At 68.7% G+C, this 26,488-nt stretch carries 20 protein-coding genes and 2 pseudogenes; 11 read left to right on the top strand and 11 right to left on the bottom strand.

What is annotated here, in order from left to right:
- Nucleotides 1-1,447 precede the first annotated feature (1,447 nt).
- From KHF85_RS00180 to lldD, 3 genes are all read left to right on the top strand, one after another.
- A complete protein-coding gene (locus KHF85_RS00180; protein WP_284568051.1) occupies nucleotides 1,448-2,023 on the top strand; it encodes a methyltransferase family protein in 576 nt (191 codons plus the stop codon).
- A 139-nt stretch (nucleotides 2,024-2,162) separates the two neighbouring features.
- Nucleotides 2,163-3,014 carry a transcriptional regulator LldR gene (lldR, locus tag KHF85_RS00175; RefSeq protein WP_284568050.1) on the top strand — a complete coding sequence of 284 codons (852 nt, stop codon included), beginning with the start codon at nucleotides 2,163-2,165 and terminating at the stop codon, nucleotides 3,012-3,014.
- On the top strand, nucleotides 3,011-4,171 hold the full coding sequence (lldD, locus tag KHF85_RS00170) for an FMN-dependent L-lactate dehydrogenase LldD (protein WP_284568049.1): 1,161 nt from the start codon (nucleotides 3,011-3,013) through the stop codon (nucleotides 4,169-4,171). The genes lldR and lldD overlap by 4 nt, the downstream gene beginning before the upstream one ends.
- A gap of 313 nt (nucleotides 4,172-4,484) precedes the next feature.
- Here the strand turns inward: lldD and ligD are convergent, their stop codons facing one another.
- Genes ligD through KHF85_RS00155 form a run of 3 tightly spaced genes read right to left on the bottom strand, consistent with a single transcriptional unit; the run spans nucleotide 4,485 to nucleotide 8,596 of the window.
- A complete protein-coding gene (gene ligD, locus KHF85_RS00165; protein WP_284568048.1) occupies nucleotides 4,485-7,214 on the bottom strand; it encodes a DNA ligase D in 2,730 nt (909 codons plus the stop codon).
- A 6-nt stretch (nucleotides 7,215-7,220) separates the two neighbouring features.
- On the bottom strand, nucleotides 7,221-8,198 hold the full coding sequence (ku, locus tag KHF85_RS00160; protein WP_284568047.1) for a non-homologous end joining protein Ku: 978 nt from the start codon (nucleotides 8,196-8,198) through the stop codon (nucleotides 7,221-7,223).
- Nucleotides 8,198-8,596 carry a hypothetical protein gene (locus KHF85_RS00155; RefSeq protein WP_284568046.1) on the bottom strand — a complete coding sequence of 133 codons (399 nt, stop codon included), beginning with the start codon at nucleotides 8,594-8,596 and terminating at the stop codon, nucleotides 8,198-8,200. Before KHF85_RS00155 ends, ku begins: the two co-directional genes overlap by 1 nt.
- Nucleotides 8,597-8,762: 166 nt before the next feature.
- Between KHF85_RS00155 and KHF85_RS00150 the strand changes: the two genes are divergently transcribed.
- Entirely contained in the window at nucleotides 8,763-9,059 is a 297-nt protein-coding gene (locus KHF85_RS00150) for a hypothetical protein (protein WP_284568045.1), read from the top strand.
- Nucleotides 9,060-9,168: 109 nt separating this feature from the next.
- On the opposite strand, the gene KHF85_RS00145 is transcribed toward KHF85_RS00150, so the two are convergent.
- From KHF85_RS00145 to adh, 3 genes are all read right to left on the bottom strand, one after another.
- Nucleotides 9,169-9,564 carry a DUF779 domain-containing protein gene (locus KHF85_RS00145; RefSeq protein ID WP_284568044.1) on the bottom strand — a complete coding sequence of 132 codons (396 nt, stop codon included), beginning with the start codon at nucleotides 9,562-9,564 and terminating at the stop codon, nucleotides 9,169-9,171.
- Entirely contained in the window at nucleotides 9,564-10,592 is a 1,029-nt protein-coding gene (gene adhP / locus KHF85_RS00140; protein ID WP_058359819.1) for an alcohol dehydrogenase AdhP, read from the bottom strand. Before adhP ends, KHF85_RS00145 begins: the two co-directional genes overlap by 1 nt.
- A gap of 132 nt (nucleotides 10,593-10,724) precedes the next feature.
- Complete coding sequence (gene adh / locus KHF85_RS00135) at nucleotides 10,725-12,254, bottom strand: aldehyde dehydrogenase (RefSeq protein WP_284568043.1); 1,530 nt, start codon at nucleotides 12,252-12,254, stop codon at nucleotides 10,725-10,727.
- Between the two features lie 244 nt (nucleotides 12,255-12,498).
- On the opposite strand from adh, the gene KHF85_RS00130 reads away from it, so the two are divergent.
- On the top strand, nucleotides 12,499-14,439 hold the full coding sequence (locus KHF85_RS00130) for a sigma-54-dependent Fis family transcriptional regulator (protein WP_284568042.1): 1,941 nt from the start codon (nucleotides 12,499-12,501) through the stop codon (nucleotides 14,437-14,439).
- 141 nt (nucleotides 14,440-14,580) lie between these two features.
- On the opposite strand, the pseudogene KHF85_RS00125 reads toward KHF85_RS00130, so the two are convergent.
- The 4 genes and pseudogenes from KHF85_RS00125 to KHF85_RS00110 form a co-directional block, all read right to left on the bottom strand.
- A pseudogene (locus tag KHF85_RS00125) lies at nucleotides 14,581-15,042 on the bottom strand (XopAP family type III secretion system effector); the annotation flags it as partial.
- Nucleotides 15,041-15,997: an IS1595 family transposase gene (locus KHF85_RS00120; RefSeq protein ID WP_284566649.1), complete on the bottom strand. Its 957-nt coding sequence runs from the start codon at nucleotides 15,995-15,997 to the stop codon at nucleotides 15,041-15,043. The pseudogene KHF85_RS00125 and the gene KHF85_RS00120, both read right to left, overlap by 2 nt.
- Nucleotides 15,998-16,228: 231 nt before the next feature.
- Nucleotides 16,229-17,077 (bottom strand): annotated as a pseudogene (locus KHF85_RS00115) (lipase family protein); the annotation flags it as partial.
- A 132-nt stretch (nucleotides 17,078-17,209) separates the two neighbouring features.
- Complete coding sequence (locus KHF85_RS00110) at nucleotides 17,210-19,336, bottom strand: TonB-dependent receptor family protein (RefSeq protein ID WP_284568041.1); 2,127 nt, start codon at nucleotides 19,334-19,336, stop codon at nucleotides 17,210-17,212.
- Between the two features lie 152 nt (nucleotides 19,337-19,488).
- Here KHF85_RS00110 and KHF85_RS00105 point away from each other — a divergent pair, with 152 nt between their 5' ends.
- The 6 genes from KHF85_RS00105 (at nucleotide 19,489) to KHF85_RS00080 (ending at nucleotide 25,290) form a co-directional block, all read left to right on the top strand.
- Nucleotides 19,489-20,691 carry an amino acid aminotransferase gene (locus KHF85_RS00105; protein WP_284568040.1) on the top strand — a complete coding sequence of 401 codons (1,203 nt, stop codon included), beginning with the start codon at nucleotides 19,489-19,491 and terminating at the stop codon, nucleotides 20,689-20,691.
- Between the two features lie 154 nt (nucleotides 20,692-20,845).
- Nucleotides 20,846-21,802, top strand: coding sequence for an IS1595 family transposase (locus tag KHF85_RS00100; RefSeq protein ID WP_284566649.1), 957 nt, complete (start codon nucleotides 20,846-20,848; stop codon nucleotides 21,800-21,802).
- A 178-nt stretch (nucleotides 21,803-21,980) separates the two neighbouring features.
- On the top strand, nucleotides 21,981-22,997 hold the full coding sequence (locus KHF85_RS00095; RefSeq protein ID WP_237652694.1) for a class 1 fructose-bisphosphatase: 1,017 nt from the start codon (nucleotides 21,981-21,983) through the stop codon (nucleotides 22,995-22,997).
- Between the two features lie 150 nt (nucleotides 22,998-23,147).
- Nucleotides 23,148-23,537 (top strand): hypothetical protein, encoded by a 390-nt coding sequence (locus tag KHF85_RS00090; protein WP_284568039.1) that lies wholly within the window; start codon nucleotides 23,148-23,150, stop codon nucleotides 23,535-23,537.
- A gap of 243 nt (nucleotides 23,538-23,780) precedes the next feature.
- Nucleotides 23,781-24,413 (top strand): LysE family translocator, encoded by a 633-nt coding sequence (locus tag KHF85_RS00085; protein WP_284568038.1) that lies wholly within the window; start codon nucleotides 23,781-23,783, stop codon nucleotides 24,411-24,413.
- Nucleotides 24,414-24,582: 169 nt separating this feature from the next.
- Entirely contained in the window at nucleotides 24,583-25,290 is a 708-nt protein-coding gene (locus tag KHF85_RS00080; RefSeq protein ID WP_284568037.1) for a 2OG-Fe(II) oxygenase, read from the top strand.
- Between the two features lie 111 nt (nucleotides 25,291-25,401).
- Here the strand turns inward: KHF85_RS00080 and KHF85_RS00075 are convergent, their stop codons facing one another.
- Nucleotides 25,402-26,487, bottom strand: coding sequence for a PA0069 family radical SAM protein (locus KHF85_RS00075; protein WP_284568036.1), 1,086 nt, complete (start codon nucleotides 26,485-26,487; stop codon nucleotides 25,402-25,404).
- Nucleotide 26,488 lies beyond the last annotated feature (1 nt).

Raw genomic sequence — 26,488 nt, 5'->3', positions numbered from 1 at the left:
GACCGGCGCGGGCTGGCGTGCCGCGCATCAGCCAGTCAGAACGTGGCCTCCCGCGTAATGCCGGATGCGCGGCACACCGCTACGTCAGCGCGTTGGACCGGCGAGACGCTTGTCGTCGCGGTGACGGCACGCGACCAACATCGCGTGCCGTCCCCCTGCCGTGGTGGTTTCGGGGCGGCCAGCCTCTTGCAAGGATACGACCGGTATCAGGAGGTCGCGTCGTCGCGAACGGGCAGACAGGTGCAAACAAGGCGTTGATCACCGCTAGCGCCTGTTCTTTTTTCCTGCCATTCAATACTTTGATAGAAAATTAAGACATGCGCGAGATCCGATCTCCGGCGCGGAACGAATGCGTGGTGCACCGACCGAACTCCACGCCAGCCTCGTGGGCGATCGCACGCCTCAGGTAGTGCATGCGACCGGCTCCCCACGGACATGACACCGTGGTGTACGAGGAGTTGATCGATGCCGTGCTACCGGTGGTCGGCACGCTGCGATGCCGGCGTGGTCCGGAGATGCCCATCCGCACACCGACGATCAGCCGCGCACTCAGATAATGCGCCGTGTGATCGCCTTGAGCACCGCGCGGTTACGGTTGCCGAGCGTATCCAGGATCGTGATCCGCTTCACGGTCACGTTCATTTTGTTAGCTCCGATATGTCCGGGTATACCAACTGCGGAAGCGGAGTGTTGCTGTGTATGGGATGCTCTTGCCTCGATAAAGCTGCGGGGCTCCCTGCGCGCGCAGGGGCGCGCGCAGGGAGCCCGCCTAATTGTGGGTCAGGGGATGCTGCTGGCGGTTCCGGGCAAGGATGCTTCTGCTCGGCATCGTGTTCGGGCGCGCGAGAACTTGAACTTGAAGAAGAACTGCCGCCCGTTACAATTCGTTTAGACTGGCTCATTCGTTTTTCTACTTTTTTCTGATATTGACAAGAAAAGTAGAATACAAATTCCGTCTATTTTTGATTCGAATGCCGAAAAGATGAGGCGATAACCGAACTTCGCGCCCGTCTCCGTGGCCAAAGCACCGTTGCCGATTGGGTGGCCACCGTCGTTCCTGCTGCGTTACCGCGACGGCGGCGCCTGGGCCGAGCGCACCTTGCACTGCTGCGTCGCCGCGCCGGCCGATATCGGTTTGCAAACACGCGTGCTGCGCACCATGTCCAGCCTACGCATGGACACCCAGAAACGCTGGCCGTACCGACGGGCCTTGGCGCCAGCCTGCCTGGCCGGCATGGACGCGCGGCGCGGCAAGATGCAGTCAGCGCGCGTGGCGGCAGCGATGAGACGCATGCAAAAAAGACGTCCGGCAGGTCGCATCGATGACCAGCGGTCACTGTTCCCGCCACCGCATGGCGATCACACTAGGGCCATGCCATCGCCGACCGCCCGTTGGCCCGGCCTGCAGCGCGATGGCGTACACCGACAATTCCTCAAGGACACGACAATGCCCCTGCCACATCCCGATCTGTTGTTCATGCTGCTGGGCGCGAGCTGGGGCGTGTTCGAGATGCTGCTCGGCCACCGGCGCCGCGCAGCCGATGGCGGCGCTCACGACCAGGGTACGCTGCAGCTGCTGTGGCGCGTGCTGAACGCGGCGGTGGCGGTGGGCGTGTTGCTGTCCTTCCTTGGCGCATGGCGCTATGCGCCCGCGCTGCAGGAGCAGGCGCGCTGGCTGGGCTGCGCGCTGCTGGCCGGCGGCCTGGGGCTGCGGCTGTGGGCGATCCGGGTGCTGGCGCGCTGGTTCACGGTGGACGTGACCATCCAGGACGACCACCGGCTGATCCGCCACGGGCCGTACCGCTACCTGCGCCATCCGTCCTACACCGGCGCGCTGCTGGCGTTCTATGGGCTGGCGATCGGCCTGGGCGATGGGCTGTCGCTGCTGGCGATCGTGCTGCCGGTGACCTGGGCGTTCCTGCTCCGCATCCGCGTGGAGGAAGCGGCGCTGACCCAAGCCTTTCCGCGCGAGTACCCGCAGTACGCCAGGCACAGCTGGCGGCTGCTGCCGTTCGTCTGGTGAGGGCGGCCGCCACCCGGGCGTGGCATGGCCCGAGGCGATTGGTATGACCAATATCCGCGGCAATCGCGTTGCCTGCGTTTGACCTGGCCGGATGTGCCGCGATCTAATGGGTTCCCCCCTGCGTTCGGCAATTTTTGGTATGACCACTTCATCCGCGTCCACGAAGGCCGGCGCACGCCGCCGGCCAGTGGCACGCCAGCGCGACCCTGCGCCCGCGCTCGGCGGCGGCCGCCTCAGCGACCGCGTCGCCGCGCAATTGCGTGCGCTGATCGCGCAGCGGGGGCTGCAAGCGGATGCGCGCCTGCCGGCCGAGCGCACGCTGGCGCTGCAGCTGGGCGTGTCGCGCACCGCGTTGCGCGAGGCGATCGCCCAGCTCGCCAGCCAGGGCCTGCTGCGCGCCCGCGCCGGCGGCGGCACCTACGTGCAGCGCCCGCCCACGCCCGAGGAACGGGTGGTGGCGCCGCTGCAGCCGTTCCTGCCGCTGCTGCAGGGCGATCCGGAATACCGCTTCGACGTGCTGGAGACCCGCCATGCGCTGGAAGGCGCCACCGCCTGGCACGCCGCGCTGCGCGCCACCGACGCCAACCGCGCGCGCATCGCCGCTGCGTTCGAGGCGATGCTGCAAGCGCATGCGCACGGCGATGCGGCGGCCGAGGCGCGCGCCGACGCCGACTTCCACCTGACCATCGCCGAGGCCGCGCACAACCGCGTGCTGCTGCAGGTGATGCGCGGCCTGTTCGACCTGCTGCACACCAACATCTCGCAGAGCCGGCACAGGCTGTTCCAGTCGCCGCGCACCTTCGCCCCGCTGCTGGCGCAGCACCGCGCGCTGCGCGACGCGATCCTGGCCGGCGAGCCGGACCGCGCACGCGACGCCGCGCATGGGCACCTGGCCTTCGTGCATACCGCGTTGCGCAGCCTCGACGAAGACGAAGCGCGCCGCGCGCGCGCCGCGCGCCTCCCCTCCTCTCCCGACGACCCGCGCCGATGATCATTTCCGCCGCTTCCGATTACCGCGCCGCCGCCCAGGCGCGGCTGCCGCCGTTCCTGTTCCACTACATCGACGGCGGCGCCTACGCCGAGCACACGCTGCGGCGCAACGTCGCCGACCTGGCCGACATCGCGCTGCGCCAGCGGGTGCTGCGCGACATGGCCGAGTTGAGCCTGGAGACCGCGCTGTTCGGCGAGCGCCTGGCGCTGCCGCTGGCGCTGGCCCCGGTTGGGCTGACCGGCATGTACGCGCGCCGCGGCGAGGTGCAGGCCGCGCGGGCGGCGGCGGCCAAGGGCGTGCCGTTCACCCTGTCCACGGTATCGGTGTGCCCGATCGAGGAAGTGGCGCCGGCGATCGACCGGCCGATGTGGTTCCAGCTGTACGTGCTCAAGGACCGCGGCTTCATGCGCAACGCGCTGGAGCGGGCCAGGGCCGCCGGCGTGACCACGCTGGTGTTCACCGTGGACATGCCCACCCCCGGCGCGCGCTACCGCGATGCGCATTCGGGCATGAGCGGGCCGCACGCGCCGTTGCGGCGCATGCTGCAGGCGGTGACCCATCCGCGCTGGGCCTGGGACGTGGGCCTGCTCGGGCGCCCGCACGATCTGGGCAACATCTCCGCGTACCGCGGCAGCCCGACCGGATTGGCGGATTACATCGGCTGGCTCGGCGCGAACTTCGACCCGTCGATTGCGTGGAAGGACCTGGAATGGATCCGCGAGTTCTGGACCGGGCCGATGGTCATCAAGGGCATCCTGGATGCGGACGATGCGCGCGATGCGGTGCGCTTCGGCGCCGACGGCATCGTGGTCTCCAACCATGGCGGGCGCCAGCTCGACGGCGTGCTGTCCAGCGCGCGCGCGCTGCCGGCGATCGCCGACGCGGTGAAGGGCGAGCTGAAGATCCTGGCCGACTCCGGCATCCGCAGCGGCCTGGACGTGGTGCGCATGCTGGCGCTCGGCGCCGATGCGGTGCTGCTCGGCCGCGCCTTCGTGTATGCGCTGGCCGCGGCCGGCCAGGCCGGGGTGGAGAACCTGCTGAGCCTGGTCGAAAAGGAAATGCGGGTGGCGATGACGCTGACCGGAGCAAAGTCGATCGCGGCGATCTCGCGCGATTCGTTGGCGCGGGTCACCCGCGAATCCGCTGTGTCGCCGTAAGTGGCGTGGGGGGCGCGGCGACGGTTGCGGTTGCCGCCTACGCGAGCATCGCGCGAGTGGCTGCACCGTGGATGGCACTGGCACATTCACTGCTTGCGGCACTGTGGTGACTGCGCTCGTGCGTAGAGGCGATGCCCACGGCTGGATCCAGGCTCCGTTCGTCGCGGCTGAAGCCGCTCCTACAAGGAGCTGCGTGTGTTGCGCGGTCAGCGCTTGGATCCAGTGTAGGAGCGACTTCAGTCGCGACACGGTACGCCAGCAGGTGCGGGAAAAAGCGACAAAGGGAAGCCGCAATCCGCGACCGCCCGCCGGCTCAGCTCCCAGGCAACCGCTGCTCTAGCGTCGCCATCTCCTTCCACGGATGCGCGCGCAGGCGCGCGGCGCGCTGCAGCGCCTTGGCCAGCGGGAACGCCTGCGGCGAGGCGATCCGCGCCAGTTCCTCCCAGCGCAGCGGCACCGCCACGGTGGCGTGCGCGCGCGCGCGCAGCGACCACGAGCACACGCTGGTATTGCCGCGGCCGTTGCGCAGCCAATCGACGAAGATCACCCCGCTGCGCTTGGCCTTGCTCATCGTAGCCACGTAGCGCTCCGGCGCGGAGGCGGTCAGCGCCTGGGCGAAGGCTTCGCAGAAATCGCGCGCCTGCTCCCAGTCCGCGTCGGGCACGATCGGCACCACCACGTGCAGGCCCTTGCCGCCGGACAGGCGCACGAAGCTTTCCAGCCCGGTCTCGCGCAGGCGGGTGCGGATCTCGCGCGCCGCGGCCTTGATCTGCGTCCAGCTCACGCCCTCGCCCGGGTCCAGGTCGAACACCAGCCGGTCGGGGTGCTCGGGATCGTCCACGGTCGATCCCCAGGGATGCAGCTCCAGGGTGTTCATCTGCACCAGTTCCAGCAGGCCGGCCAGATCGTCGATGTACAGGTAGTCCTCGGTGCCGCTCTTCTGCTTCAGCGCGATCGCCTGCACGTGCTGGCCGAGGGCGCGGTTGTTGTGCTTCTGGAAGAAACATTCGCCGCCGGCGCCATCGGGGCAGCGCAGCAGCGACAGCGGCCGCCCGGCGACTTCCTGCAGCAACCACGGCGCGATGGCGCGGTAGTAATCGGCGACCTCGCCCTTGCGGATGCCGGCGCCCGGATACACCACGCGCTCGGGGTGGGTGATGGCGACCGCCGCGGCCGCGGCATCGGCGCTGGCGGAGGACGCGGTCTTCTGCGCCGCGGTGCTTGCGCGCGGCGCAGGCTTGGCGATCGCCGGTTTGCGCTTGGCAGCGCCGGTTTTCGCGGCATCGCCGTTCGACGTGCCGCGTTTCGCCGGCGTGGCTGGCCCGCGCGCGGCCGGTGCGGTCTTCTTCGCCGATGCCACAGCGCGCGCTGCCACGGCATGGTTGCCCTGGCCGGCCGCCGGCAGCGGCGCACGATCGCCGCCCAGATCCTGCAGCGGCTTGTCCGCGCGCAGGCGCTTGAACGCGGCCTGGCGCAATAACCCTTCCTTGGCCCAGCCGCGGAAAGCGACTTCGGCCACCAGCTGCGGCCGCACCCAGTGCACGCTGCGCCGCGGGAACGGCGCATGGGCGGGAAGCTCCACCGTCGCCTGCTCGCTGTGCAATGCCTGCAGCTGCGCAAGCAACCGCCGCAGGCCGGATTCGTCGAAACCGGTGCCGACACGGCCGACGTAGCGCAACCCGCCAGCGCTGCGCTGCGCCAGCAGCAGCGCGCCGAAACCGTTGCGCGCGCCCTTCGGATCGGTGTAGCCGACGATGGCGAAATCATCGCTGTTCTCGTGCTTGGTCTTGACCCAATCGCCGCCGCGGCCACCGTGATGGCGCGCGTCCGCGCGCTTGCTGACCACGCCCTCGTAGCCCTTCGCCGCCGCCGCGGCGAACACCTCCGGGCCATGGCCGAGCACGTGGTCGCTATAGGCCAGCACGCCCGGCGTCTCGCCGAGCAGCGCGCGCAGCAATTGCTTGCGCTGCAGCAGCGGGACCTCGCGCAGGTCCACACCGGCCACGCCGAGCAGGTCGAACACCAGGTAGCGCAGCGGCTGCCTGGAGCTGCCCTCGATGACCCGTTGCAAGGCGGAGAAATCGCTGCGGCCCTCGGCATCGAGCACCACCAGTTCGCCGTCCAGCCGCGCCTGGCGCACCGGCAAGGCCTGCACCGCGTGCGCGACCTCGGGGAAGGTCTCGGTCCAGGCCTGGTCGTTGCGCGAGCGCAGCGTCGCCTTGCCGGCGTCCAGATCGGCCAGCAGGCGGTAGCCGTCCCATTTGATCTCGTGCAGCCACTGCGCGCCGTCGGGGGCGCGCTCGCGCAGCAGCGTCAGCTGCGCGCGCGCGCCTGGCGGACACGGGCGATCGCGCGCGCCTTCCAGCGCGAGTGCGCGCTTGCGCCAGGCCGCGTCGCTGCGCCGCGACCGCGCTGCGGGTGTTGCGGCCGTTGCGGCGGGCGCTTGGCCGCGCGTGGGTTTTGCCTTGCTGGCCTTGCTGGCCTGAGTGACCTTGGTCGCCTTGGCGGCGCGCTTCGCAGCCGCCGGCGAATCCTGCAGCAAGTCATCGGCCTCGCGATCGGCGGCGAACGCGTCGTCGCGCTTGATCAACAGCCACTGCGGCTGCTTGCCGCGCAACGCGGTGCGCACCAGTTTCCAGTTGCCGTTGAGGCGCTCGCCGTGCAGCACGAAATCCAACTTGCCGGAGGCGATCGCGGCCAGCGGTTCGCCGTCGCACGACCAGGTGCCGTGGTCGAACACATCGACATGGCCGGCACCGTAATGGCCCTCGGGAATATCGCCGGCGAAGCCGGCATAGGACAGCGGATGGTCTTCCACCTGCACCGCCAACCGCTTTTCGCCGACCCGCAGCGACGGGCCCTTCGGCACCGCCCAACTCTTCAGTACGCCATCGGCTTCCAGGCGGAAATCGTAGTGGCGCGAACTGGCATGGTGCAGCTGCACGACGAAGATCGGGCGCCGCGACGGCGCCGCGACGCTGTCGTCGGCCGGTTCCGGGGTCGCGCCGAAACGGCGCTTGCGGGCGTACTCGCGCAGCGTCATCGCGCCCTACCCCGCCCTGCGCCGCGCCGGCAGCTTGCTTGCGGTGGCCTTTTTCGCCGGCTTGGCCTTGGCCGCGGATTTTGCGGCGGGTTTGGCCGCCTTCTTCGCCGCTTTCCTGGCCGGCTTCTTCGCGGTCTTGCGCACCGGCACCGACGCCTCTGCCTTCTTCGCCGGGGTACGGCGCTTGGCGTCCAGGCTCTTCTGCAGCAGCGACATGAAATCGACCACGTTGGTGGCGGCGTCCTCGCGCTGCGGCGCTTCGGCGTCATCCTCCACATGAGCGGTGCCTTCCTGCGCCTCGATCCGTTTCTGGATCACCGCCTGCAGGCGCTCGCGGAATTCGTCGTGATAGGACCGCGGATCCCACTTGCCGGACATGGAGTCGATCAGCTGCGCGGCCATCTCGGTCTCCTTGGCGCTGATCCGGTAGTCGGCGGCCTTGCCGCTGAGCAGCGTGTAGTCGTCCAGCGCGACCAGCTCCTGCGGATAGCGCAGCAGGATCAGCACCAGCGCGTCTTCCTGCGGCAGCACCGCCGACAGGTATTCGCGGGTGCGGATCACCACCCGCGCGATACCGACTTTGCCGGTGGCGCGCAGCGTCTCGCGCAGCAGCACGTAGCCCTTCTCTGCCTTCTTGCCCGGCACCAGCACGTAGGGTTTCTCGAAATAGCGCAGGTCGATGTCGGCGGCGTCGACGAAGGCCTCGACCTCCACCGTCTCGTGGCTTTCCGGCGCGGCCGAGGCGATGTCCTGCTGCTCGACCACCACGTAGTTGCCCTTGCTGTACTCGAAGGCCTTGACGATGTCCTTCCACGGCACTCCTTCGCCGGTATCGGCGTTGACCCGCTCGAAGCGGATCGGGCGCTTGTCGCGCGCATCGAGCATGCGGAAATGCAGATCGACGCGGCGTTCGCCGGACATCAGCGCCACCGGCACGTTGAGCAGGCCGAAGGACAGGGTACCGGTCCAGATCGGGCGCGCCATCAGTGCGCCTCCACGCGCAGCGCCGGCGCCGGCAGATGGTCCAGCGCCTGCCACGCCTCCTCGATCACCGGCCGCGCCTGACGCCAGTCCAGCTGCGACTCGCCGCGGACCTGCTCCCAGTGCGCGGCCAGTTCGCCGTCGGTGTCGGCCATGGGCGCGCGCGGCCAGCCGCCGGCGTGGGTGCGCAGCGCGAACGCGTAGGCCGGGCACAGGTCGCGCCATGGGGTGCCGTGGCGGTCGCGGCGCTGGCGATAGTCGGCCAGGCTGTATTGGCGGTAGTCCGCTGCGTCGTGCGGATGCGGACCTGGAGCCTCGCCGGGACCTTGCGGCGGCATGGCCGGCAACGGATCCAGGTGGGCATTGAACAACAGCGGATCGGGGCGGGCGCTGGGGCACATGGCGGAAGCTCCGGGCGGCATCGGCGGCATGGGATGGGCAGCAGTAGCGCCGGTGCCGTTAGGCGTTGGTGACAGTCGTGTGGACGCATTGCGATTCGCAGTGGCTTCACTGCCATCGCGCTGCACTGTCCGCCACATTCCCCAACCAAAGTAGGAGGAATCGGCCATGTCCATAGCCACCGACCCGCTGCGTCGCAACGACCCGGTTCCCGGCGAACAACGCGGCAAGCGCGACGGCCAGGACCGCGAGGACCGCGGCGCCGGCGACAGTCCCGAGACCATCGTCGAACACGCGCCGCGCACCGGCGCGGACCGGCCTGCGCCAAACGCCGCCGCGGCCGATAGCGCCAACCAGGACTACGCGCACAAGCACCATGCCGACGCCAATCAGGACGAGGCGCTGGAAGAGACCTTCCCGGCCAGCGATCCGGTATCGCCGTTCGTGCCGTCCAAGGCGCCGTAGGCCTGTCGGCCATCGCCCCCTTGTAGGAGCGGCTTCAGCCGCGACAGGCTGCATGAATCAACGATCCTGTCGCGGCTGAAGCCGCTCCTACACGGGGCGGTGCGTTCCGCTAGACCTTCCCCGCCGCCTGCAACGCCGCGTACTCCGCGTCGCCGAACAGCCGCGAGCGCACCAGGAAGCGCACGCCCTCGCCGTTCTCCAGCGAGAACATGCCGCCGCGGCCGGGCACCACGTCGATGATCAGCTGGGTGTGCTTCCAGTAGTCGAACTGCGAGGCGCCGATGTAGAACGGCGCGCCGCCGATCTCGCCCAGTTGCACGTCGCGGTCGCCGACGATGAAGTCGTCCTGCGGATAGCACATCGGCGAGGACCCGTCGCAACAGCCGCCGGACTGGTGGAATAGCAGCGGCCCATGCCGCGCGCGCAGCGTGTCGATCAGCTGCAGCGCCGGCACTGTCGCCAGCACCTGCAGCGGCACGCCGGAGGCCGGCGCGGCGGCGTCCATCAGGCCGCCATGTCCAGCACGATGCGGCCTTCGATCTGGCCGGCGCGCATGCGGGCGAACACGGCGTTGATGTTCTCCAGCCGGGCGGTGGCCACGGTTGCGGCGACCTTGCCCTGCTCGGCGAAGTCCAGCGATTCCTGCAGGTCCAGGCGGGTGCCGACAATGGAACCGCGCACGGTCACCCCGTTGAGCACCATGCCGAAGATGTCCAGCGGGAACTGGCCCGGCGGCAGCCCGTTCAACGACACCGTGCCGCCGCGGCGGACCATGCCGATCGCCTGCTCGAACGCCTTCGGCGACACCGCGGTGACCAGCGCGCCGTGCGCGCCGCCGATCTCCTTCTTCAGGTAGGCCACCGGGTCGGTGGTCAGCGCATTCACAGTCACCGTGGCGCCCAGGCGCCTGGCCAGCGCCAGCTTGGCGTCGTCCACGTCCACCGCGGCCACGTTCAGCCCCATCGCCTTGGCGTACTGCACGGCCATGTGGCCGAGCCCGCCGATGCCGGAGATCACCACCCAGTTGCCGGGCTTGGTGTCGGTGACCTTCAGGCCCTTGTACACGGTGACGCCGGCGCACAGGATCGGCGCGATCTCGACGAAGCCGATGTTGTTCGGCAGATGGCCGATGTAGTTGGCGTTGGCCAGCGCGTACTCGGCGAAACCGCCGTTGACCGAGTAGCCGGAATTCTGCTGCGCCTCGCACAGCGTCTCCCAGCCGCCCAGGCAGTGCTCGCAATGCCCGCAGGCCGAATACAGCCACGGAATGCCGACCCGGTCGCCTTCCTTGACGTGGTGTACGCCGGCGCCGACCGCGACCACATGGCCCACGCCCTCGTGGCCGGGAATGAACGGCGGATTCGGCTTCACCGGCCAGTCGCCTTCGGCCGCGTGCAGGTCGGTGTGGCACACGCCGCAGGCCTCGATCTTGACCAGGATGTCGCCGGCCTGCGGCCGCGGCACCTCCACTTCCTCGATCGTCAGCGGCTTGCCGAATGCGCGCACCACGGCGGCCTTCATCGTCTTGTTCATCGCAACGCTCCTGTAGCAACGGTGACGCCACCATCGCGCATCCAGCGACGGGCTGCCTTGATCCAGATCAGTCGGCGCCGGACGCGGGACAGCGGCAGCGCGCACGCCGCCACGCCCTGCCCTGCGCCGCGCTCAGAAGAAGCCCAACGCCTTCGGCGAGTAGCTGACCAGCAGGTTCTTGGTCTGCTGGTAGTGGTCGAGCATCATCTTGTGGTTCTCGCGGCCGATGCCCGACTGCTTGTAGCCGCCGAACGCGGCATGCGCCGGATAGGCGTGGTAGCAGTTGGTCCACACCCGCCCGGCCTGGATCGCGCGGCCCATGCGGTACAGCCGCGACGCATCGCGGCTCCACACGCCGGCGCCCAATCCATACAGCGTGTCGTTGGCGATCGCCAACGCGTCGGCCTCGTCCTTGAACGTGGTCACCGACACCACCGGCCCGAAGATCTCCTCCTGGAACACGCGCATCTTGTTGTGCCCCTTGAACACCGTCGGCTTGACGTAGAAACCGCCGGCCAGCTCGCCGTCGAGCGTGTTGCGTTCACCGCCGATCAGCACCTGCGCGCCTTCCTGCCTGCCGATGTCGATGTAGGACAGGATCTTCTCCAGCTGCTCGCTGGAGGCCTGCGCGCCGACCATGGTGTTGGGATCCAGCGGATTGCCCTGCTTGATCGCGGCCACGCGCTTGAGCGCCTTTTCCATGAATTTGTCGTAGATCGATTCCTGGATCAGCGCGCGCGACGGACAGGTGCACACCTCGCCCTGGTTGAAGGCGAACAGCACGAAGCCTTCGATCGCCTTGTCGAGGAAATCGTCGTCCTCGGCCATCACGTCGGCGAAGAAGATGTTCGGCGACTTGCCGCCCAGCTCCAGCGTCACCGGGATCAGGTTCTGGCTGGCGTATTGCATGATCAGCCGGCCGGTGGTGGTCTCGCCGGTGAAGGCGATCTTGGCGATGCGCGGGCTGCTGGCCAGCGGCTTGCCCGCTTCCAGGCCGAAACCATTGACCACGTTGAGCACGCCCGGCGGCAGCAGGTCGCCGATCACTTCCATCAATACCAGGATCGAGGCCGGAGTCTGCTCGGCCGGCTTCATCACCACGCAGTTGCCGGCGGCGATCGCAGGGGCCAGTTTCCAGCACGCCATCAGCAGCGGGAAGTTCCACGGGATGATCTGCCCGACCACGCCCAGCGGCTCGTGGAAGTGGTAGGCGATGGTGTCGCTGTCGATTTCGGAAATGCCGCCTTCCTGCGCGCGGATGGCGCCGGCGAAATAGCGGAAGTGGTCGGCGCACAGCGGCACGTCGGCGTTGAGCGTCTCGCGCAGCGGCTTGCCGTTGTCCCAGGTCTCGGCATAGGCCAGCAGCTCGAGATTTTGCTCGATGCGGTCGGCGATCTTCAGCAGCGCGTTGCTGCGCTCGGTCGCCGAGGTCTTGCCCCAGGCGTCCTTGGCCGCATGCGCGGCATCCAGCGCGGCCTCGACGTCCTGCGCGTCGGAGCGCGCCACCGAGGTGAACACCTTGCCGGTGATCGGCGTGCTGTTGTTGAAGTAGCGGCCGCTCCTGGGTTCCACCCATTGCCCGCCGATGAAATTGCCGTAGCGCGACTTGAAGATGGACTGCGGATCGGTGGCATGCGGCTTGGCGGTGGTGACGGCGTTCATCGGTGTCTCCTGCGGCGGTGGGAAAGGAATGGGACACGCCCATCCAGCCAAGCAGTCACCGCAAGAGCGATGCCAGGTTTTCGCTGTTGCGCCGCGTCATGGCCGCGCGCCGCGGCCAATGGGCGCGCAGGCTGCATTCCTGCTGCAGCGCGTCACGCGTGCCGATTGCGCGCCGGCGGCGGATGTGGTGTTTATCGCAACACCTGTCCCACCACCTGTCGCAATCTGCGACAGCGGAGCCGTCATGGCACACCCGCAATCGCAGCACCAGCTCGGCCACGCGCGCCGGATCTTCTTCGAGCGCGGCGGCGCCCCGGTCGGCCAGGTGCCGGACACCATCCTGCAGTCGTGGCAGCGCTGCCAGCGCCTGGGCCTGCCGGCGCAGGGCACGCCGCCGATCGAGCCGGTCAGCGCGCCGCGCCTGCGCGAATTGCGCGCGGCGCACGAACGCCTGTGGCGGCTGGCCCGCGCCGAACTGGAAGGCCTGGCCGGCGATGCCGCCGCCACCGGCCGCATCGTGCTGCTGACCGACGCGGCCGGCTGGATCCTCGATGCCGAAGGCAGCCCGGGCTTCCTGGACAAGGCCGGGCGCGTGGCGCTGATGCCGGGCGCGTGCTGGAGCGAGACCCAGGTCGGCACCAATGCGATCGGCACCGCCATCGTCGAGAGCCATTCGGTGGAAGTGCGCGGCGGCGAACACTATTTTCCGCCGCACCAGATCCTCAGCTGTGCCGCAGTGCCGATCTTCGATCCCTACGGCCAGCTGGCCGGCGTACTGGACATTTCCGGCGATGCCAGCGTGCAGCACATGCACGCGCTCGGCCTGGCGCGCAGGGCGGTGGCCCGCATCGAGCACCGCTATTTCGACGACGCCATCGCCGAGTGCGAACTGCTGCGCGTGCACCACGATCCGGCGCTGCTCGGCACCGCGCACGAAGGCCTACTGGCGTTCCGCAACGGCACGCTGGTCGCCGCCAACCAGGCTGGCCTGCGCCTGTTCGGGCTGCAGCGGCACGACCTCGGCCGCGTGCCCTACGCGGCCCTGTTGGAACAGCCGCTATCGCAATTACGCCAGCACGGCAGCGTGTTCGACCTGCAGGGCCGCGCGCTGCACGGGCGCGTGGACAGCGCGGGCGAGGCGTTGCCGCGGCGGCGTTCGCCGCCGCCGCCGATCAGCGTGGCCACGGCCACGCGCGCGCCGCCGCATGCCGATGCGCCGCTGTTCGATGCCGCGCTGGAACGGGCGCTGGACCGCGCGCGGCGCGTGCTCGACGCGCAGTTGCCGGTGCTGGTGCAGGGCGAGACCGGCACCGGCAAGGAAGTATTCGCGCGCGAACTGCAGCGGCGCAGCGCGCGCGCCGGCAAGCCGTTCGTCGCGGTGAATTGCGCGGCGCTGCCGGAGGGCCTGATCGAGGCCGAACTGTTCGGCTACGAGGACGGCGCCTTCACCGGCGCGCGCAAGCACGGCAGTCCCGGCCTGTTGCGCCAGGCCGAGGGCGGGGTGCTGTTCCTGGACGAAATCGGCGACATGCCGCTGGCGCTGCAGCCGCGCCTGCTGCGCGTCTTGCAGGAACGCGAGCTACTGCCGTTGGGCGGCGGCAAGCCGGTGAAGCTGGATTTCGCGCTGATCTGCGCCACCCATCGCGACCTGGACGAGGCGATGGCCGAGCGCCGTTTCCGCCCCGACCTGTATTACCGCATCGCCCAGCACGGCGTGCAGATTCCGGCGCTGCGCGTGCATCCGGATCGGCGTGCGGTAGTGCAGGAATTGTGGGCGCGGGTAGGGCAGGGCCGGCGCCTGACCGCGGCGGCGCTGGCGGCGCTGAGCGCCTATCCGTGGCCCGGCAACCTGCGCCAGCTGGTGGCCTGCCTGCGCACCCTGGTCGCGCTGAGCGATGCCGGTGCGGTGGTGGATGCCGATGCGTTGCCGGCCTATCTGCCCGGCGCGGCGCGCGGCCTGCAGGCGGCCGGCGGCGACACGACGCCAGGGCAGGGCGGATCGCACAGCGAACCGCAGGCGATGCGTCCGGACGCGCCAGTTCCCCGAACCGACCTGGACAGCCTCGCCCTGGCGGCGATGCGCCAGGCGCTGGAGGCCTGCGGCGGCAACGTCGCCCGCGCCGCGCGCCAGCTCGGGGTCAGCCGCAGCACGCTGTACCGCCGGCTCGGCCTCGGCATCCGCTGAGCGCACGCAGCGCCGAGCGCCCAGCGCTGGCCGATGCCGGACCTGGCAAGCATGCCGATCGCGGCGCGCGTCTTCGCTGCGATCGCCGGCCAGGCAGCAGCGGGCACGTTGCTCGACGCAGCGGGTATGCAGGCCACAGCGTCACTCCGGCCCGTTCTCGATCGGCGGCTCACTGTGCGGCAGGAACGGCGTCAGGAAGTCCCTGCGGGAAACACCTGCGTCTGCGGAGGGCGCTGGCGGCACCTGCATCGGAGCGAAGATGCGCTGCAACTCGGCCGGTTCGATCGTGGACAGGAAATACGGGCGCCACAGCGTCAATTCGTGGTTGTCCGCCAGATTGATCATGCTCGCCGGCTGGTCGGTCGCGGTGACGAACTGGGCGAAGCGATCGCCGCTGGCGCTGCCGGCGCGCTCGGCATCGGTATCGGTATCGGCATCGCTGTCGTGCTCCCAGTGCGGGTGATGCATGAACAACGGCGTGGACTGGATCGGATCCAATTCGCGGGCGAACTGGCGCAGCGAGAATCGCAATGCGCTGTCCTCCGATTTCAGGCTATCCACATAGAGCGTCTCGATACCCGCTTGCCCCAGGCGTGCCTGATTAGCGCTGTGTCTCAGCTGTCGTACGCAGTTGCTGCTCTGTGAGCCTTCCCGCGCCGGCCAGGGCACTGGCCAGGCGCGGCACCATGGCGGCCAGGTTGAAGCGGCGATTGAAGCGGTAGGCATGCGCATGCAGGTAGCGCGCGCCGTATTTGGGGAAGTCCACCGCATGGTGGGTGCCGCTAAGCGCCGTTTTGAGATTGCCCAGGATCGTATTGACCCAACGCAGACGAGGCTGCTGGACGCCTTTGCGGCCGCTTCCGGTCACGATGGCATCGTGGGTCAGGCCTGCCCAGCCCACACCGGTGAACGCTGTCAGCCCATCACTGACGACATGGGTGCCCGGTGCCAGTGCCTGCTGAGCCCACGTGTGCACGACGCTTCTTCGGAAGCTGGAGACCACATCCAGGCGGAGATAGCGCGGGCGCCCTTGATGCAGGGAAACCGCTGCAATAAACGGCACTTTATTGCGCCACTGCGGTTGGCCTGGACCACCGGCGCGTTCGCCGCCCAGATAGGCATCATCGATCTGGACCTCTCCGTCGAGCCGGCGTGACTGCTCACGATCGGCCATCGCCGACATCACTTTGTGCTTGATCCGCCATGCAGTGCGATAGCACACGCCCAGTTGCCGAGCCAGTTCCAGCGCAGCAATTCCGTTCTTGGCTTGGCTCACCAGATAGATGGCCAGCCACCACACCCGCAAGGGAAGCTTGGTGTCTGCCATGGGCGTGCCGGCGGTCAAGCTGGTCTGTACCCGGCAGCGCGCGCACTGCCACAGGTGCTGGCGTCCCCGCTCAAAGCCACTGGCATGCGTGTGTCCGCACTGCGGACACACGAAGCCATTGGGCCACCTGGCCTGAACCAAGGCCTCGACACATTGCGCCTCGGAGCCGTAGCGGCTCAGAAAAGCCGGAATCGAAAGCCCCTTTTGGAACTGGATCCGATTGAGCGTCATCGCCATATCTCACTGAAGAACCTGCATTTCTAAACCAAGGCAGCATCACCAGCTGAGACACAGCGCTAATCAGGCCGGCGTGGCGGGTTGAAGGCATACACGCTGACCTTGCCGCTGGCCCCGGCCGCACGCAGGAAGTGCGCGATATCAGCGTCATCGCCGTATCTCACTGAAGAACCTGCATTTCTAAACCAAGGCAGCATCACCAGCTGAGACACAGCGCTAATCAGGCAGGCGTGGCGGGTTGAAGGCATACACGCTGACCTTGCCGCTGGCCCCGGCCGCACGCAGGAAGTGCGCGATATCGAAGCCGGCGACCGTGGCCGCTGCCGCGCCCAGGCTATGCCCGGTCAACGACACCGATAGTGCCTTGCCGCTATCCCGCGCGCGGTCCGCATAGCGGGTCAGCACGTCCTTCATGACGGCTCCGTCGCTGCGCGGCAACTGCGCTTCGGACTGCCACCATTCCTGCCAGCCCGCTCCCACCTTGCCCAAGGTCGGCAGGCGCTCGTCCAGCATGTTGACGTGCGGCTGGGCGAGCTGGCTCTTCATGTCGCACAACAGATCGTTCGCAGCATCCAGGCGCGTGCCGGAAAAGCCCAGCACCACGACGATCGCCTCGTCCGTCGCGCCCTCCCACAGTTTCAACCGCGGCGTGGACATCGACGCATCGAGATGCAGCCCACCGATGGCGGCGACCGCCGCCAGATCGGCCGTATAGGATTCGCCGGCGCAGGCGCGCATGCATTCGAGCACCACGCGGCAGCGCAGCTCCTCTTGCGGATCCTGCCCGGGCGACGGCGCCGCTGCGTCATCCACGTGGGCAAGCGCACTGGCGAGATCGGCGGTGTGCGCATCGAGCTGCAGCAGGCGCGCTCCGGATGGCGGTGTCGCGCCTGCCGCCACCGAACGCGGCGCCGTGCGCACGCGCCTGACCGGCGCAGCGCCGAGGCCGGCGAACACCCCCGCGCCGTCGCGCGCGTGGCCGGCGGTGGCGCCAACGGCGACAGGCGTGCTGGCATCGGCACCGCGCGACGGCGCGGGCGGCAGACGTGGCAAAGACATCGGAACGGTTCGCATCCGACAGCTTCCGAATGAGTCTGCCGGGAGCTTAGGCCTGCCCCTGCCTGGCGAGCGGCCCGGAGCGAAATAACGTATGAAAAACGGTAGCCGGCCAGGCGAGGGCGGACGCGCGTGGCAGGCAGGCTGCGCTCAGTGCGCGAACTCCCACTGCAGCCCGAGCGTATAGCCGCGATCCGGCCCCGGCTCGTAGTAGCGGCCGTTGCCGTCGTTGACGATGACCGAGCCGATGTAGGCGTGATCGAGCGCGTTGTCGATGCGTGCGAAGCTGCGCAGCGCGCCGTGCGCGGTGCTCCAGCGGCGCGAGGCCTCCAGGTTCAGGAGCGCGTAACCGGGGGCGGTCTCGCTGGCCAGATCGTTGGCCACGGTGTCGCCGGCGGCCACCGCTTCGACCGCGAACTGCCAGGCGCGCGGCTGCCACTGCCAGCGCGCGAAGACCTGCTGGCGCGGCACCCCGGGCAGGCGCGCGCCGGCCGCCACCTGCGCGGTGGGCGTGGCGCAGCCGCTGCTGGCGCAGGTCAGGTAGCCCTGGCGCACGGTCGCCTGCAGCCAGGTGTAGGACAGCTGCAGCTGCGCGGTGTCGCCCAGCGGCAGCAGGTAGCTGGCCTCGGCGCCCTGGCGGCGGGTGCGGCCGATATTGCGGTAGGTGCTGCGGCCGTTGGTGTTGCTGGCCACCGCCAGTTCGTCGTCGGTCGTGGCGCGGAACAGCGCCGCTTCCCAGGCCGCGCCGGCCTGGTTCCGCCATTTCGCGCCCAGTTCCAGGTTCTCGCTCCTGGCCGCGGACAGGTCCAGCGCCAGCCCGGCGCCGCCGTCGTTGCGATAGCCCAGTTCGTTGAAGGTCGGCGTCTCGAAGCCGCGGCCGGCCGAGGCGTAGAAGCGCAGGTCGTCGCTGGCGCGGAATACCACCCCTGCAACTGGCGTGGTCGCCGAATAATCGGTGCGGCCGCTGTCGTCCGGGTTGCGGCCGACGATATAGGCGTCGTCGGAGCGGAACCGCACCTGGCTGTGGCGCACGCCGGCCAGCAGCGACCAGCGCGCGCCGAACTGCCACCAGGCCTGGGCGAACTGGTCCACGTTCTGCACCTGGTCCTCCTGGTCGCGGCGCAGCCGGCCCTTCACCCCCAACGTGCTGCCGACGAAGTTCTCGTAGCCGGTGCGGTGCTGCTGCTGGCGGTCGGCATTGGCGCCGACGGTGAACTGGAACGGCCGCCCGCCCAGCTCGCCCTGCCAGGCCCAGCGCGCGTCCACGCCGCCGTAGTCGCCGTCCAGGTCGATCAGCCCGCCGGCATGCAGCGGATTGGCCTGCACCGCCACCGGCACCGCCAGGTACTGCTGCACATCGCGGCGCCCGGCGTAGCCCATCAGCCGCCAGGTCTGCTGGTCCACCTGCTGGGTGAAGATCGCCCCGGCCTGCGCCTGGCGCGTGGACTTGCGCGTATCGAACTGGGTCGCCACGGCGGTGGCCTGCTGCGGGTCGGCATGGAACTGGGCGCGGGTCAGGCCCAGCGGATCCTGCGCCCACGGCGCGTCCAGGTAGTTCAGCACCAGGTCCAGGCGCCGGCCGGGGGCCAGATCGAAACCGAACCTGGCGTTGACCGATTCGCGCCGCGCCTGGCTGTGGTCGCGGTAGCCATCGGTGCGGAAATGGGTGGCGGCCACGTTGTAGTGCACGTCGCCTTGCTGGCCCTGCAACTGCGCCCCGGCGCTATACGTGCCGTTGCTGCCGACGGTGCTGCGTAGCCGCCACGGGTCGTCGGGCATGCCGTCGGCGCTCCACAGCTGCACCACGCCGCCGGAGGAGTTGCCGTACAGCGCAGAGAACGGGCCACGCAGCACCTCGATGCGCTCGGCGCCCAACAGGTTGAAGTGCGACAGCTGGCCCTGGCCGTCCGGCATCGTCGCCGGGATGCCATCCAGCAGCAGGCGCACGCCGCGCACGCCGAACGCCGAGCGCGCGCCGAAGCCGCGGATCGACAGCTGGGTGTCCTGCGCGTAGTTCTGGCGGTCGCGCGCCAGCAGCCCGGGCACGCCGGACAAGGCCTCGGCGACCTGCACGCCGGTGCGGTTGCTGTCGCCCAGGGTGATCGCGGTCAGCGAGGCCGGCAGGTCGAAATCGTCGACCCCGGCGACCCGTGCGGCCTGCACCTGCACGACCGGCAGGGTGGCGGGATCGGCATCGGCCGCGGCGGCGCAGACGACGGGCAACAGCCCCGCGGCACAGAGGCCGCAGAGCAGGGCGAGGGGATGGCGATTGGGCATGCACGCATCATGGCGCATGCACCGCCCGGGCGCACGCCGCGTAGCGCAAAGCCCCGCCACGCAAGGACCTGCGTTTGCTAGGATGGGGCGTTTGACCGCGCCGGCTCCGGTCCCTCCCGGCCCCCACCTTTCGCCACCAAACGAGTACCGCCGTGTCCTTCTTTGCAAACGTGGAACAGGTCCCAGGCGACCCGATCCTGGGCCTGACCGAGGCCTACAACGCCGATTCCCGCCCGACCAAGGTCAACCTGGGCGTGGGCATCTATTACGACGAGAGCGGCCGCATCCCGCTGCTGCGCGCCGTCCAGCAGATCGAACGGCAGCTGGCGCAGGACGCCAAACCGCGCGGCTACCTGCCGATCGACGGCCTGCCGGCGTACGACCTGGCCACGCAGAACCTGCTGTTCGGCGCCGAGTCGCCGCTGCTGGCCGCCGGCCGCGTCGCCACCTCGCAGACCATCGGCGGCAGCGGCGCGTTGCGCGTGGGCGCGGACCTGCTGAAGAAGCTGCTGTCCACCTCGACCATCGCCATCAGCAACCCGAGCTGGGAGAACCACCGCGCGGTGTTCTCGGCCGCCGGCTTCGACGTGGTCGACTACACCTATTTCGATGCGGCCACGCACGGCCTGAACTTCGACGGCATGCTCGCCGACCTCAACAAGCTCGCGCCGGGCACCGTGGTGCTGCTGCATGCCTGCTGCCACAACCCGACCGGCGCCGACCTGACCCAGGCGCAGTGGCGCACCGTCGCCGCGCTGCTGAAGGAACGCAACCTGTTCCCGTTCGTCGACATCGCCTACCAGGGCTTCGACAAGGGCATCGACGAAGACGCCTACGCGGTGCGCCTGCTGGCCGAAGCCGGCGTGGACAGCTACGTGGTCGCCAGCTCGTACTCCAAGTCGTTCTCGCTGTACGGCGAGCGCGTCGGCGCGCTGTCGGTGGTCTCGGCCACTGCGGCCGAGAGCAAGGCGGTGCAATCGCAGGTCAAGCGCATCATCCGCACCATCTACTCCAGCCCGTCCACGCACGGCGCCGCGCTGGTGGCCGGCGTGCTCAACAGCCCCGAACTGCGCGCGATGTGGGAGCAGGAACTGACCGAGATGCGCGAGCGCATCCACGCCTTGCGCGCCGGCATGGTGCAGAAACTGGCCGCCCTCGGTGCGCCGGAGTTCGGCTTCATCCAGCAGCAGGCCGGCATGTTCTCCTACTCGGGCCTGAGCAAGCCGCAGGTGGACCGGCTGCGCGAAGAGTTCGGCATCTACGCGGTCGGCACCGGCCGCATCTGTGTGGCCGCGCTGAGCCAGGCCAACCTGGACTACGTGACCCAGGCCGTGGCAACCGTGCACAAGGGCTGATCGCGCGCGGTACTGCAACGCGAAGCCGGAAGCGCCTGCGCTTCCGGCTTTTTTATGCGCGCCATCGCCCCACCTGTTGTCCTGATTAGCGCTGTGTCTCAGCTGGTGATGCTGCCTTGGTTTAGAAATGCAGGTTCTTCAGTGAGATACGGCGATGACGCTCAATCGGATCCAGTTCCAAAAGGGGCTTTCGATTCCGGCTTTTCTGAGCCGCTACGGCTCCGAGGCGCAATGTGTCGAGGCCTTGGTTCAGGCCAGGTGGCCCAATGGCTTCGTGTGTCCGCAGTGCGGACACACGCATGCCAGTGGCTTTGAGCGGGGACGCCAGCACCTGTGGCAGTGCGCGCGCTGCCGGGTACAGACCAGCTTGACCGCCGGCACGCCCATGGCAGACACCAAGCTTCCCTTGCGGGTGTGGTGGCTGGCCATCTATCTGGTGAGCCAAGCCAAGAACGGAATTGCTGCGCTGGAACTGGCTCGGCAACTGGGCGTGTGCTATCGCACTGCATGGCGGATCAAGCACAAAGTGATGTCGGCGATGGCCGATCGTGAGCAGTCACGCCGGCTCGACGGAGAGGTCCAGATCGATGATGCCTATCTGGGCGGCGAACGCGCCGGTGGTCCAGGCCAACCGCAGTGGCGCAATAAAGTGCCGTTTATTGCAGCGGTTTCCCTGCATCAAGGGCGCCCGCGCTATCTCCGCCTGGATGTGGTCTCCAGCTTCCGAAGAAGCGTCGTGCACACGTGGGCTCAGCAGGCACTGGCACCGGGCACCCATGTCGTCAGTGATGGGCTGACAGCGTTCACCGGTGTGGGCTGGGCAGGCCTGACCCACGATGCCATCGTGACCGGAAGCGGCCGCAAAGGCGTCCAGCAGCCTCGTCTGCGTTGGGTCAATACGATCCTGGGCAATCTCAAAACGGCGCTTAGCGGCACCCACCATGCGGTGGACTTCCCCAAATACGGCGCGCGCTACCTGCATGCGCATGCCTACCGCTTCAATCGCCGCTTCAACCTGGCCGCCATGGTGCCGCGCCTGGCCAGTGCCCTGGCCGGCGCGGGAAGGCTCACAGAGCAGCAACTGCGTACGACAGCTGAGACACAGCGCTAATCAGGACCTGTTGTGGGAGGGGCTTCAGCCCCGACGCATGGCACCCACCGAACGCACCAACCTCCCATCGCCCTTGACGATGCGGCGCTTCTGCACGCCATCGCCCGCCCGCTAATCGAAATCTCATGCAACAGCCGCGACAATAGGCGCCTTCCCCCACCAAAGGCTGCCTGCGCCCATGTCGCGAACCTCGCTGACCCGCTTCCTGATCGAAGAACAGCACGCCGGCCGCATCGGCCCGGAGCTGCGCCAGCTCATCACCATCGTGACCCGCGCCTGCAAGCGCATCTCCATCGCGGTCAGCAAGGGCGCCCTGGGCGGCGTGCTCGGCGATGCCGGCACCGGCAACGTGCAGGGCGAGGCGCAGAAGAAACTGGACGTGCTCAGCAACGACATCCTGCTCGAAGCCAACGCCTGGGGCGGGCATCTGGCCGCCTGCGCATCGGAAGAGATGGACCACTGCCAGCCGGTGCCGGACAAGTATCCCAGCGGCGATTTCCTGCTGCTGTTCGACCCGCTGGACGGCAGCTCCAACATCGACGTCAACGTCTCCGTCGGCACCATCTTCTCGGTGCTGCGCGCACCGCCCGGCACCGACAAGCCCGGCGACGAACACTTCCTGCAGCCCGGCACCGCCCAGGTCGCCGCCGGCTACTGCATCTACGGCCCCAGCACGATGCTGGTGCTGACCCTGGGCCACGGCACCCACGCCTTCACCCTGGAACGCGAGGAGGGCAGCTTCCTGCTGACCCAGGCCGACATGCGCATCCCCGAGGACACTGCAGAGTTCGCGATCAACATGTCCAACCAGCGCCACTGGGAAGCGCCGATGCAGCACTACGTCGCCGACCTGCTGGCCGGCAGCGAAGGCGCGCGCGGCAAGAACTTCAACATGCGCTGGATCGCCAGCATGGTCGCCGACGTGCACCGCATCCTGACCCGCGGCGGCATCTTCATCTACCCGTGGGACAAGAAGGACCCAGGCAAGGCCGGCAAGCTGCGCCTGATGTACGAAGCCAACCCGATGGGCCTGTTGGTCGAACAGGCCGGCGGCGCCGCCAGCACCGGCCGCGAGCGCATCCTCGGCCTGCACCCCGAGCAACTGCACCAGCGCGTGCCGGTGTTCCTGGGTTCCAAGAACGAGGTGGCCGAGGCGGTGCGGTATCACGTGGAGCATGACAAGACGCAGGGCTGAGTCTTCGCTGCACATTGCCGGGGATACACCCGCTACTGGGATCCCCGGCAAACGCTCAAGCGCGCTGGACGAAAGGATGCGTTAGCGGGAACAAGCCAACGCCACTTCGCAATTCGGCACAATGGACTTGGCAACGAGGGGATGCGCGGCATGCACTGGAGCAAGGCGTTCAAGTACGCCGGTGTGCTGTTGGTCGTGCAATTCGCTCTCGGAGTGGCCGAGGGGGTTTTCTTCCCCGAATCCGCGACGGGCATTGCGTTTTTGCTCCTTGACGCGGCAGTTTCATTCTCCGTGTGCGCTGGGATATTCGCAGCTCTTTCCGCCCGCCAATCCGTCAAGCCGTTCGCCGATGCCTGGGCCGCATTGTTCCTTCAAGCGGCGCTGTCGGTGCTGTTAGCGCTGGCGCTCAAACGATGGCTGGGCATGCCACCAGCACGTCTGCTGGCCTTGGATTGGCGTGTGCTTGTCTGCGCGCTCCTGGCCGGTAGCGCACTGGGCTTCAGCCTGCTGCGGGTCGCCAAACAACAGGCTGATGCCTAGGGATCCACTCGTGCCAGAATCACTTCGCAGCCAGACTTCAGCGGGCGCGATGCCGAGGGCTGTCACTTCTGGCGTCGCCGCCAGCTCCCGCTGCGCTGTCGCCGTGCGCAGGCCTGTCAACGGCATCCATCGCCGGGAAATCGTGCGGCGCTACGCGAGCGGGCGGGCAACGGCGCTCCCCGCATGGCGTGCGTAGCGCGCCGTTGCTACGATGCGCTGCCACTTCCCGCGAGCCGCTGCGCCATGAGCCTGCATGTCTGGTGGATGTTCCTGCTGACGGTGTTCGTGTTGTCGGGCACGCCGGGGCCGAACATGCTGCACGTGATGACACGCAGCGTGCGTTTCGGCGTACGCCGCAGCCTGCTGGCGATGGCCGGTTGTCTGCTGGCGGTGGTGCTGGTGCTGCTGGCCTCGGCGGCGGGCCTGGGCGCAGTGCTGGATGCGTCGCCGCGCGTGTTCGAAGTGCTGCGCTACGCCGGCGTCGGTTATCTGTTGTGGCTGGGAATCGCCGCCTGGCGTAGCGGCGAGGCGCCGTTGGACCCGCAAGGCGCACCGCCCCTGGCGGCGTCGCTGTCGCCACTGCAGCTGTTCCGTGGCGGGCTGGCGATCGGATTGAGCAATCCCAAGCTGCTGCTGTTCGCCGCCGCGTTCCTGCCGCAGTTCGTCGACAAGAGCCAGCCGCAGTGGCCGCAATTCGCGATCCTGGTGGCCACCTTCGCCGCATGCGAGCTGTTCTGGTACGCGGTCTACGGCATCGGCGGCCACGGCATCGGCCGCTACCTGTCCCGGCCCGGCCTGCGTCGGCTGTTCGACCGCGTCGTCGGGACCCTCTTCATCGGCTTCGGCATCGTGCTGTTGCGCTTCCGGCCGCAGTAGCGGGCAGGATCGCGGCGACGGACGCCGATGCCGCGGCCCGCGGCCGATTGCCTGGCACGCCACGATCGAGCTGGTCTGGCACGGTTTGGCGGATGCGGATATCCGCCTCGAGGATCCGGCCAATGCCGGCACAGCTGCGATGCCGCAGGATCGCTGGTAAGGTCGCGCGATGTCCGATTCCACTGCCGATTTCATCGAAGTCTTCGACGCCGCCATGTCCCGCGAGGATTGTGCGGCAATCATGCGCCGCCTGCGCGGCAGTGCGCAGTTGCAGCCGGGCGAGGTCGGCAGCGGCGTGTTCCCCGACCTCAAGCATAGCCGCGACCTGCGCATCAGCGGCCTGGAGCCGTGGCGCGACGTGGAACAGCGGCTGCAGCAGGCGGTGTTCGCCGGCCTGCTCGGCTATCTGCGCAAGTATCCGCAGGCGCTGATCTCGCCGCTGATGCTGCAGGTACCGGGCGCAGATGGCCAGCCGCACCGGCTCGGCGCCGACGATTTCGCGCTGCTCGACGATGCGGCGCTGTCCAGCCTGGCCCGCACCTGCCTGCGCCCGGGCGCGATCAACCTGCAGTGGTACGCCGCGGGCGAGGGCGGCTATCCGTACTGGCACTGCGAGCTGTACCCGCGCGATCCCGGCGCTGAGACCCTGCACCGGCATCTGCTGTGGACGCTGTACCTCAACGACGATTTCCAGGACGGCGAAACCGAGTTCCTGTTCCAGCAGCGCAAGATCGCGCCGCGCGCCGGCAGCCTGCTGATCGCGCCGACCGCGTTCACCCACACCCACCGCGGCAACCGCCCGCAGGGCGGCGACAAGTTCATCGCCACCAGCTGGATCCTGTTCCAGTCGGCGCAGGCGTTGTACGGCCGTGAGTAGGGAATGGGGAATCGGTAAAAGCCGGCTAACGGAAACAGCGTCGCGTGCTCTTGCCAATCCCCAATCCCGGCTTTTCCACAGCCGCATGGCTGGTCATTTCCAATCCCGGCCTCAAAACAACTCGCCCTGCGGCGATGGCGCACGCACCGGCAGGGGCCTGACGAAGCGGCTGCAGTCCAGCGCCGGGCGCGTGCGTTCGGCATAGCCCAGGCGCTTGTGCGCCAGCGCGAAACGCCGCGCCAGCAGGTCGGCATAGACGCCTTCGCCGCGCATGCGCTTGCCGAAAGTGCTGTCGTAGTCCTTGCCGCCGCGCAGCTGCTGCACCGTGCTCATCACGTGCGCGGCGCGGTCGGGGTGGTGCGCCTGCAGCCAGTCGCGGAACAGCGGCGCCACCTCGTGCGGCAGGCGCAGCAGCACGTAGCCGGCCGAGTCGGCGCCGGCGGCATGCGCCGCTTCCAGCACCGCTTCCAGGGCGTGGTCGTTGATCCACGGGATCACCGGCGCCACCATCACCCCCACCGGCACCCCGGCCTCGTGCAGCGTGCGCATCGCGCGCAGCCGCGCATGCGGCGCCGAGGCGCGCGGCTCCAGCCGCGCCGACAGCCGTGGGTCCAGCGAGGTCACCGAGAAATGCACGCTGACCAGGTTCTCGCGCGCCAGCGGCACCAGCAGGTCCAGGTCGCGCTCGACCAGCGCGTTCTTGGTGATCAGCGAGAACGGATGGCGGGTTTCCCACAGCACTTCGATCAACTGGCGGGTCAGCTGCAGCTTGCGCTCGATCGGCTGGTAGGCGTCGGTGTTGATGCCCAGCGCGATCGGGCTGGGTACGTAGCCGGGCTTGGCCAGTTCGCGGCGCAGCAGCTCCGGCGCATTGGTCTTGGCGAACAGCCGGGTCTCGAAGTCCAGCCCAGGCGACAGGTTCAGGTAGGCGTGGCTGGGACGGGCGAAGCAGTAGCTGCAGCCATGCTCGCAACCGCGATACGGGTTGACCGACTGCGAAAAGCCCACGTCCGGCGACTGGTTGCGGCTGATGATGCTGCGCGCGGTCTCCTCGCGCACCTGCGTGCGCAGCCCCGGCGCGGCGAATTCCTCGCTGTCGTCGGGATGCCAGCCGTCGTCCTCGGCCTGGCTGATGCTGCGTTCGAAGCGGCCCGGCAAATGGCTACCGGCGCCGCGTCCCTTGATGGTGGTGGTCATC

This window comes from Xanthomonas graminis pv. graminis, from assembly GCF_030168915.1.
GTDB lineage: Bacteria > Pseudomonadota > Gammaproteobacteria > Xanthomonadales > Xanthomonadaceae > Xanthomonas_A > Xanthomonas_A translucens.
This window is presented reverse-complemented; position numbering and strand designations above follow the sequence as displayed.

What these genes read in the sequence shown, in the direction of transcription:
- KHF85_RS00180 (WP_284568051.1), top strand. Translation starts at nt 1,448, where the DNA reads ATGCCCCTGCCACATCCCGATCTGTTGTTCATGCTGCTGGGCGCGAGC.
- lldR (WP_284568050.1), top strand. Translation starts at nt 2,163, where the DNA reads ATGACCACTTCATCCGCGTCCACGAAGGCCGGCGCACGCCGCCGGCCA.
- lldD (WP_284568049.1), top strand. Translation starts at nt 3,011, where the DNA reads ATGATCATTTCCGCCGCTTCCGATTACCGCGCCGCCGCCCAGGCGCGG.
- ligD (WP_284568048.1), bottom strand. Translation starts at nt 7,214, where the DNA reads ATGACGCTGCGCGAGTACGCCCGCAAGCGCCGTTTCGGCGCGACCCCG.
- ku (WP_284568047.1), bottom strand. Translation starts at nt 8,198, where the DNA reads ATGGCGCGCCCGATCTGGACCGGTACCCTGTCCTTCGGCCTGCTCAAC.
- KHF85_RS00155 (WP_284568046.1), bottom strand. Translation starts at nt 8,596, where the DNA reads ATGTGCCCCAGCGCCCGCCCCGATCCGCTGTTGTTCAATGCCCACCTG.
- KHF85_RS00150 (WP_284568045.1), top strand. Translation starts at nt 8,763, where the DNA reads ATGTCCATAGCCACCGACCCGCTGCGTCGCAACGACCCGGTTCCCGGC.
- KHF85_RS00145 (WP_284568044.1), bottom strand. Translation starts at nt 9,564, where the DNA reads ATGGACGCCGCCGCGCCGGCCTCCGGCGTGCCGCTGCAGGTGCTGGCG.
- adhP (WP_058359819.1), bottom strand. Translation starts at nt 10,592, where the DNA reads ATGAACAAGACGATGAAGGCCGCCGTGGTGCGCGCATTCGGCAAGCCG.
- adh (WP_284568043.1), bottom strand. Translation starts at nt 12,254, where the DNA reads ATGAACGCCGTCACCACCGCCAAGCCGCATGCCACCGATCCGCAGTCC.
- KHF85_RS00130 (WP_284568042.1), top strand. Translation starts at nt 12,499, where the DNA reads ATGGCACACCCGCAATCGCAGCACCAGCTCGGCCACGCGCGCCGGATC.
- KHF85_RS00120 (WP_284566649.1), bottom strand. Translation starts at nt 15,997, where the DNA reads ATGACGCTCAATCGGATCCAGTTCCAAAAGGGGCTTTCGATTCCGGCT.
- KHF85_RS00110 (WP_284568041.1), bottom strand. Translation starts at nt 19,336, where the DNA reads ATGCCCAATCGCCATCCCCTCGCCCTGCTCTGCGGCCTCTGTGCCGCG.
- KHF85_RS00100 (WP_284566649.1), top strand. Translation starts at nt 20,846, where the DNA reads ATGACGCTCAATCGGATCCAGTTCCAAAAGGGGCTTTCGATTCCGGCT.
- KHF85_RS00095 (WP_237652694.1), top strand. Translation starts at nt 21,981, where the DNA reads ATGTCGCGAACCTCGCTGACCCGCTTCCTGATCGAAGAACAGCACGCC.
- KHF85_RS00090 (WP_284568039.1), top strand. Translation starts at nt 23,148, where the DNA reads ATGCACTGGAGCAAGGCGTTCAAGTACGCCGGTGTGCTGTTGGTCGTG.
- KHF85_RS00085 (WP_284568038.1), top strand. Translation starts at nt 23,781, where the DNA reads ATGAGCCTGCATGTCTGGTGGATGTTCCTGCTGACGGTGTTCGTGTTG.
- KHF85_RS00080 (WP_284568037.1), top strand. Translation starts at nt 24,583, where the DNA reads ATGTCCGATTCCACTGCCGATTTCATCGAAGTCTTCGACGCCGCCATG.
- KHF85_RS00075 (WP_284568036.1), bottom strand. Translation starts at nt 26,487, where the DNA reads ATGACCACCACCATCAAGGGACGCGGCGCCGGTAGCCATTTGCCGGGC.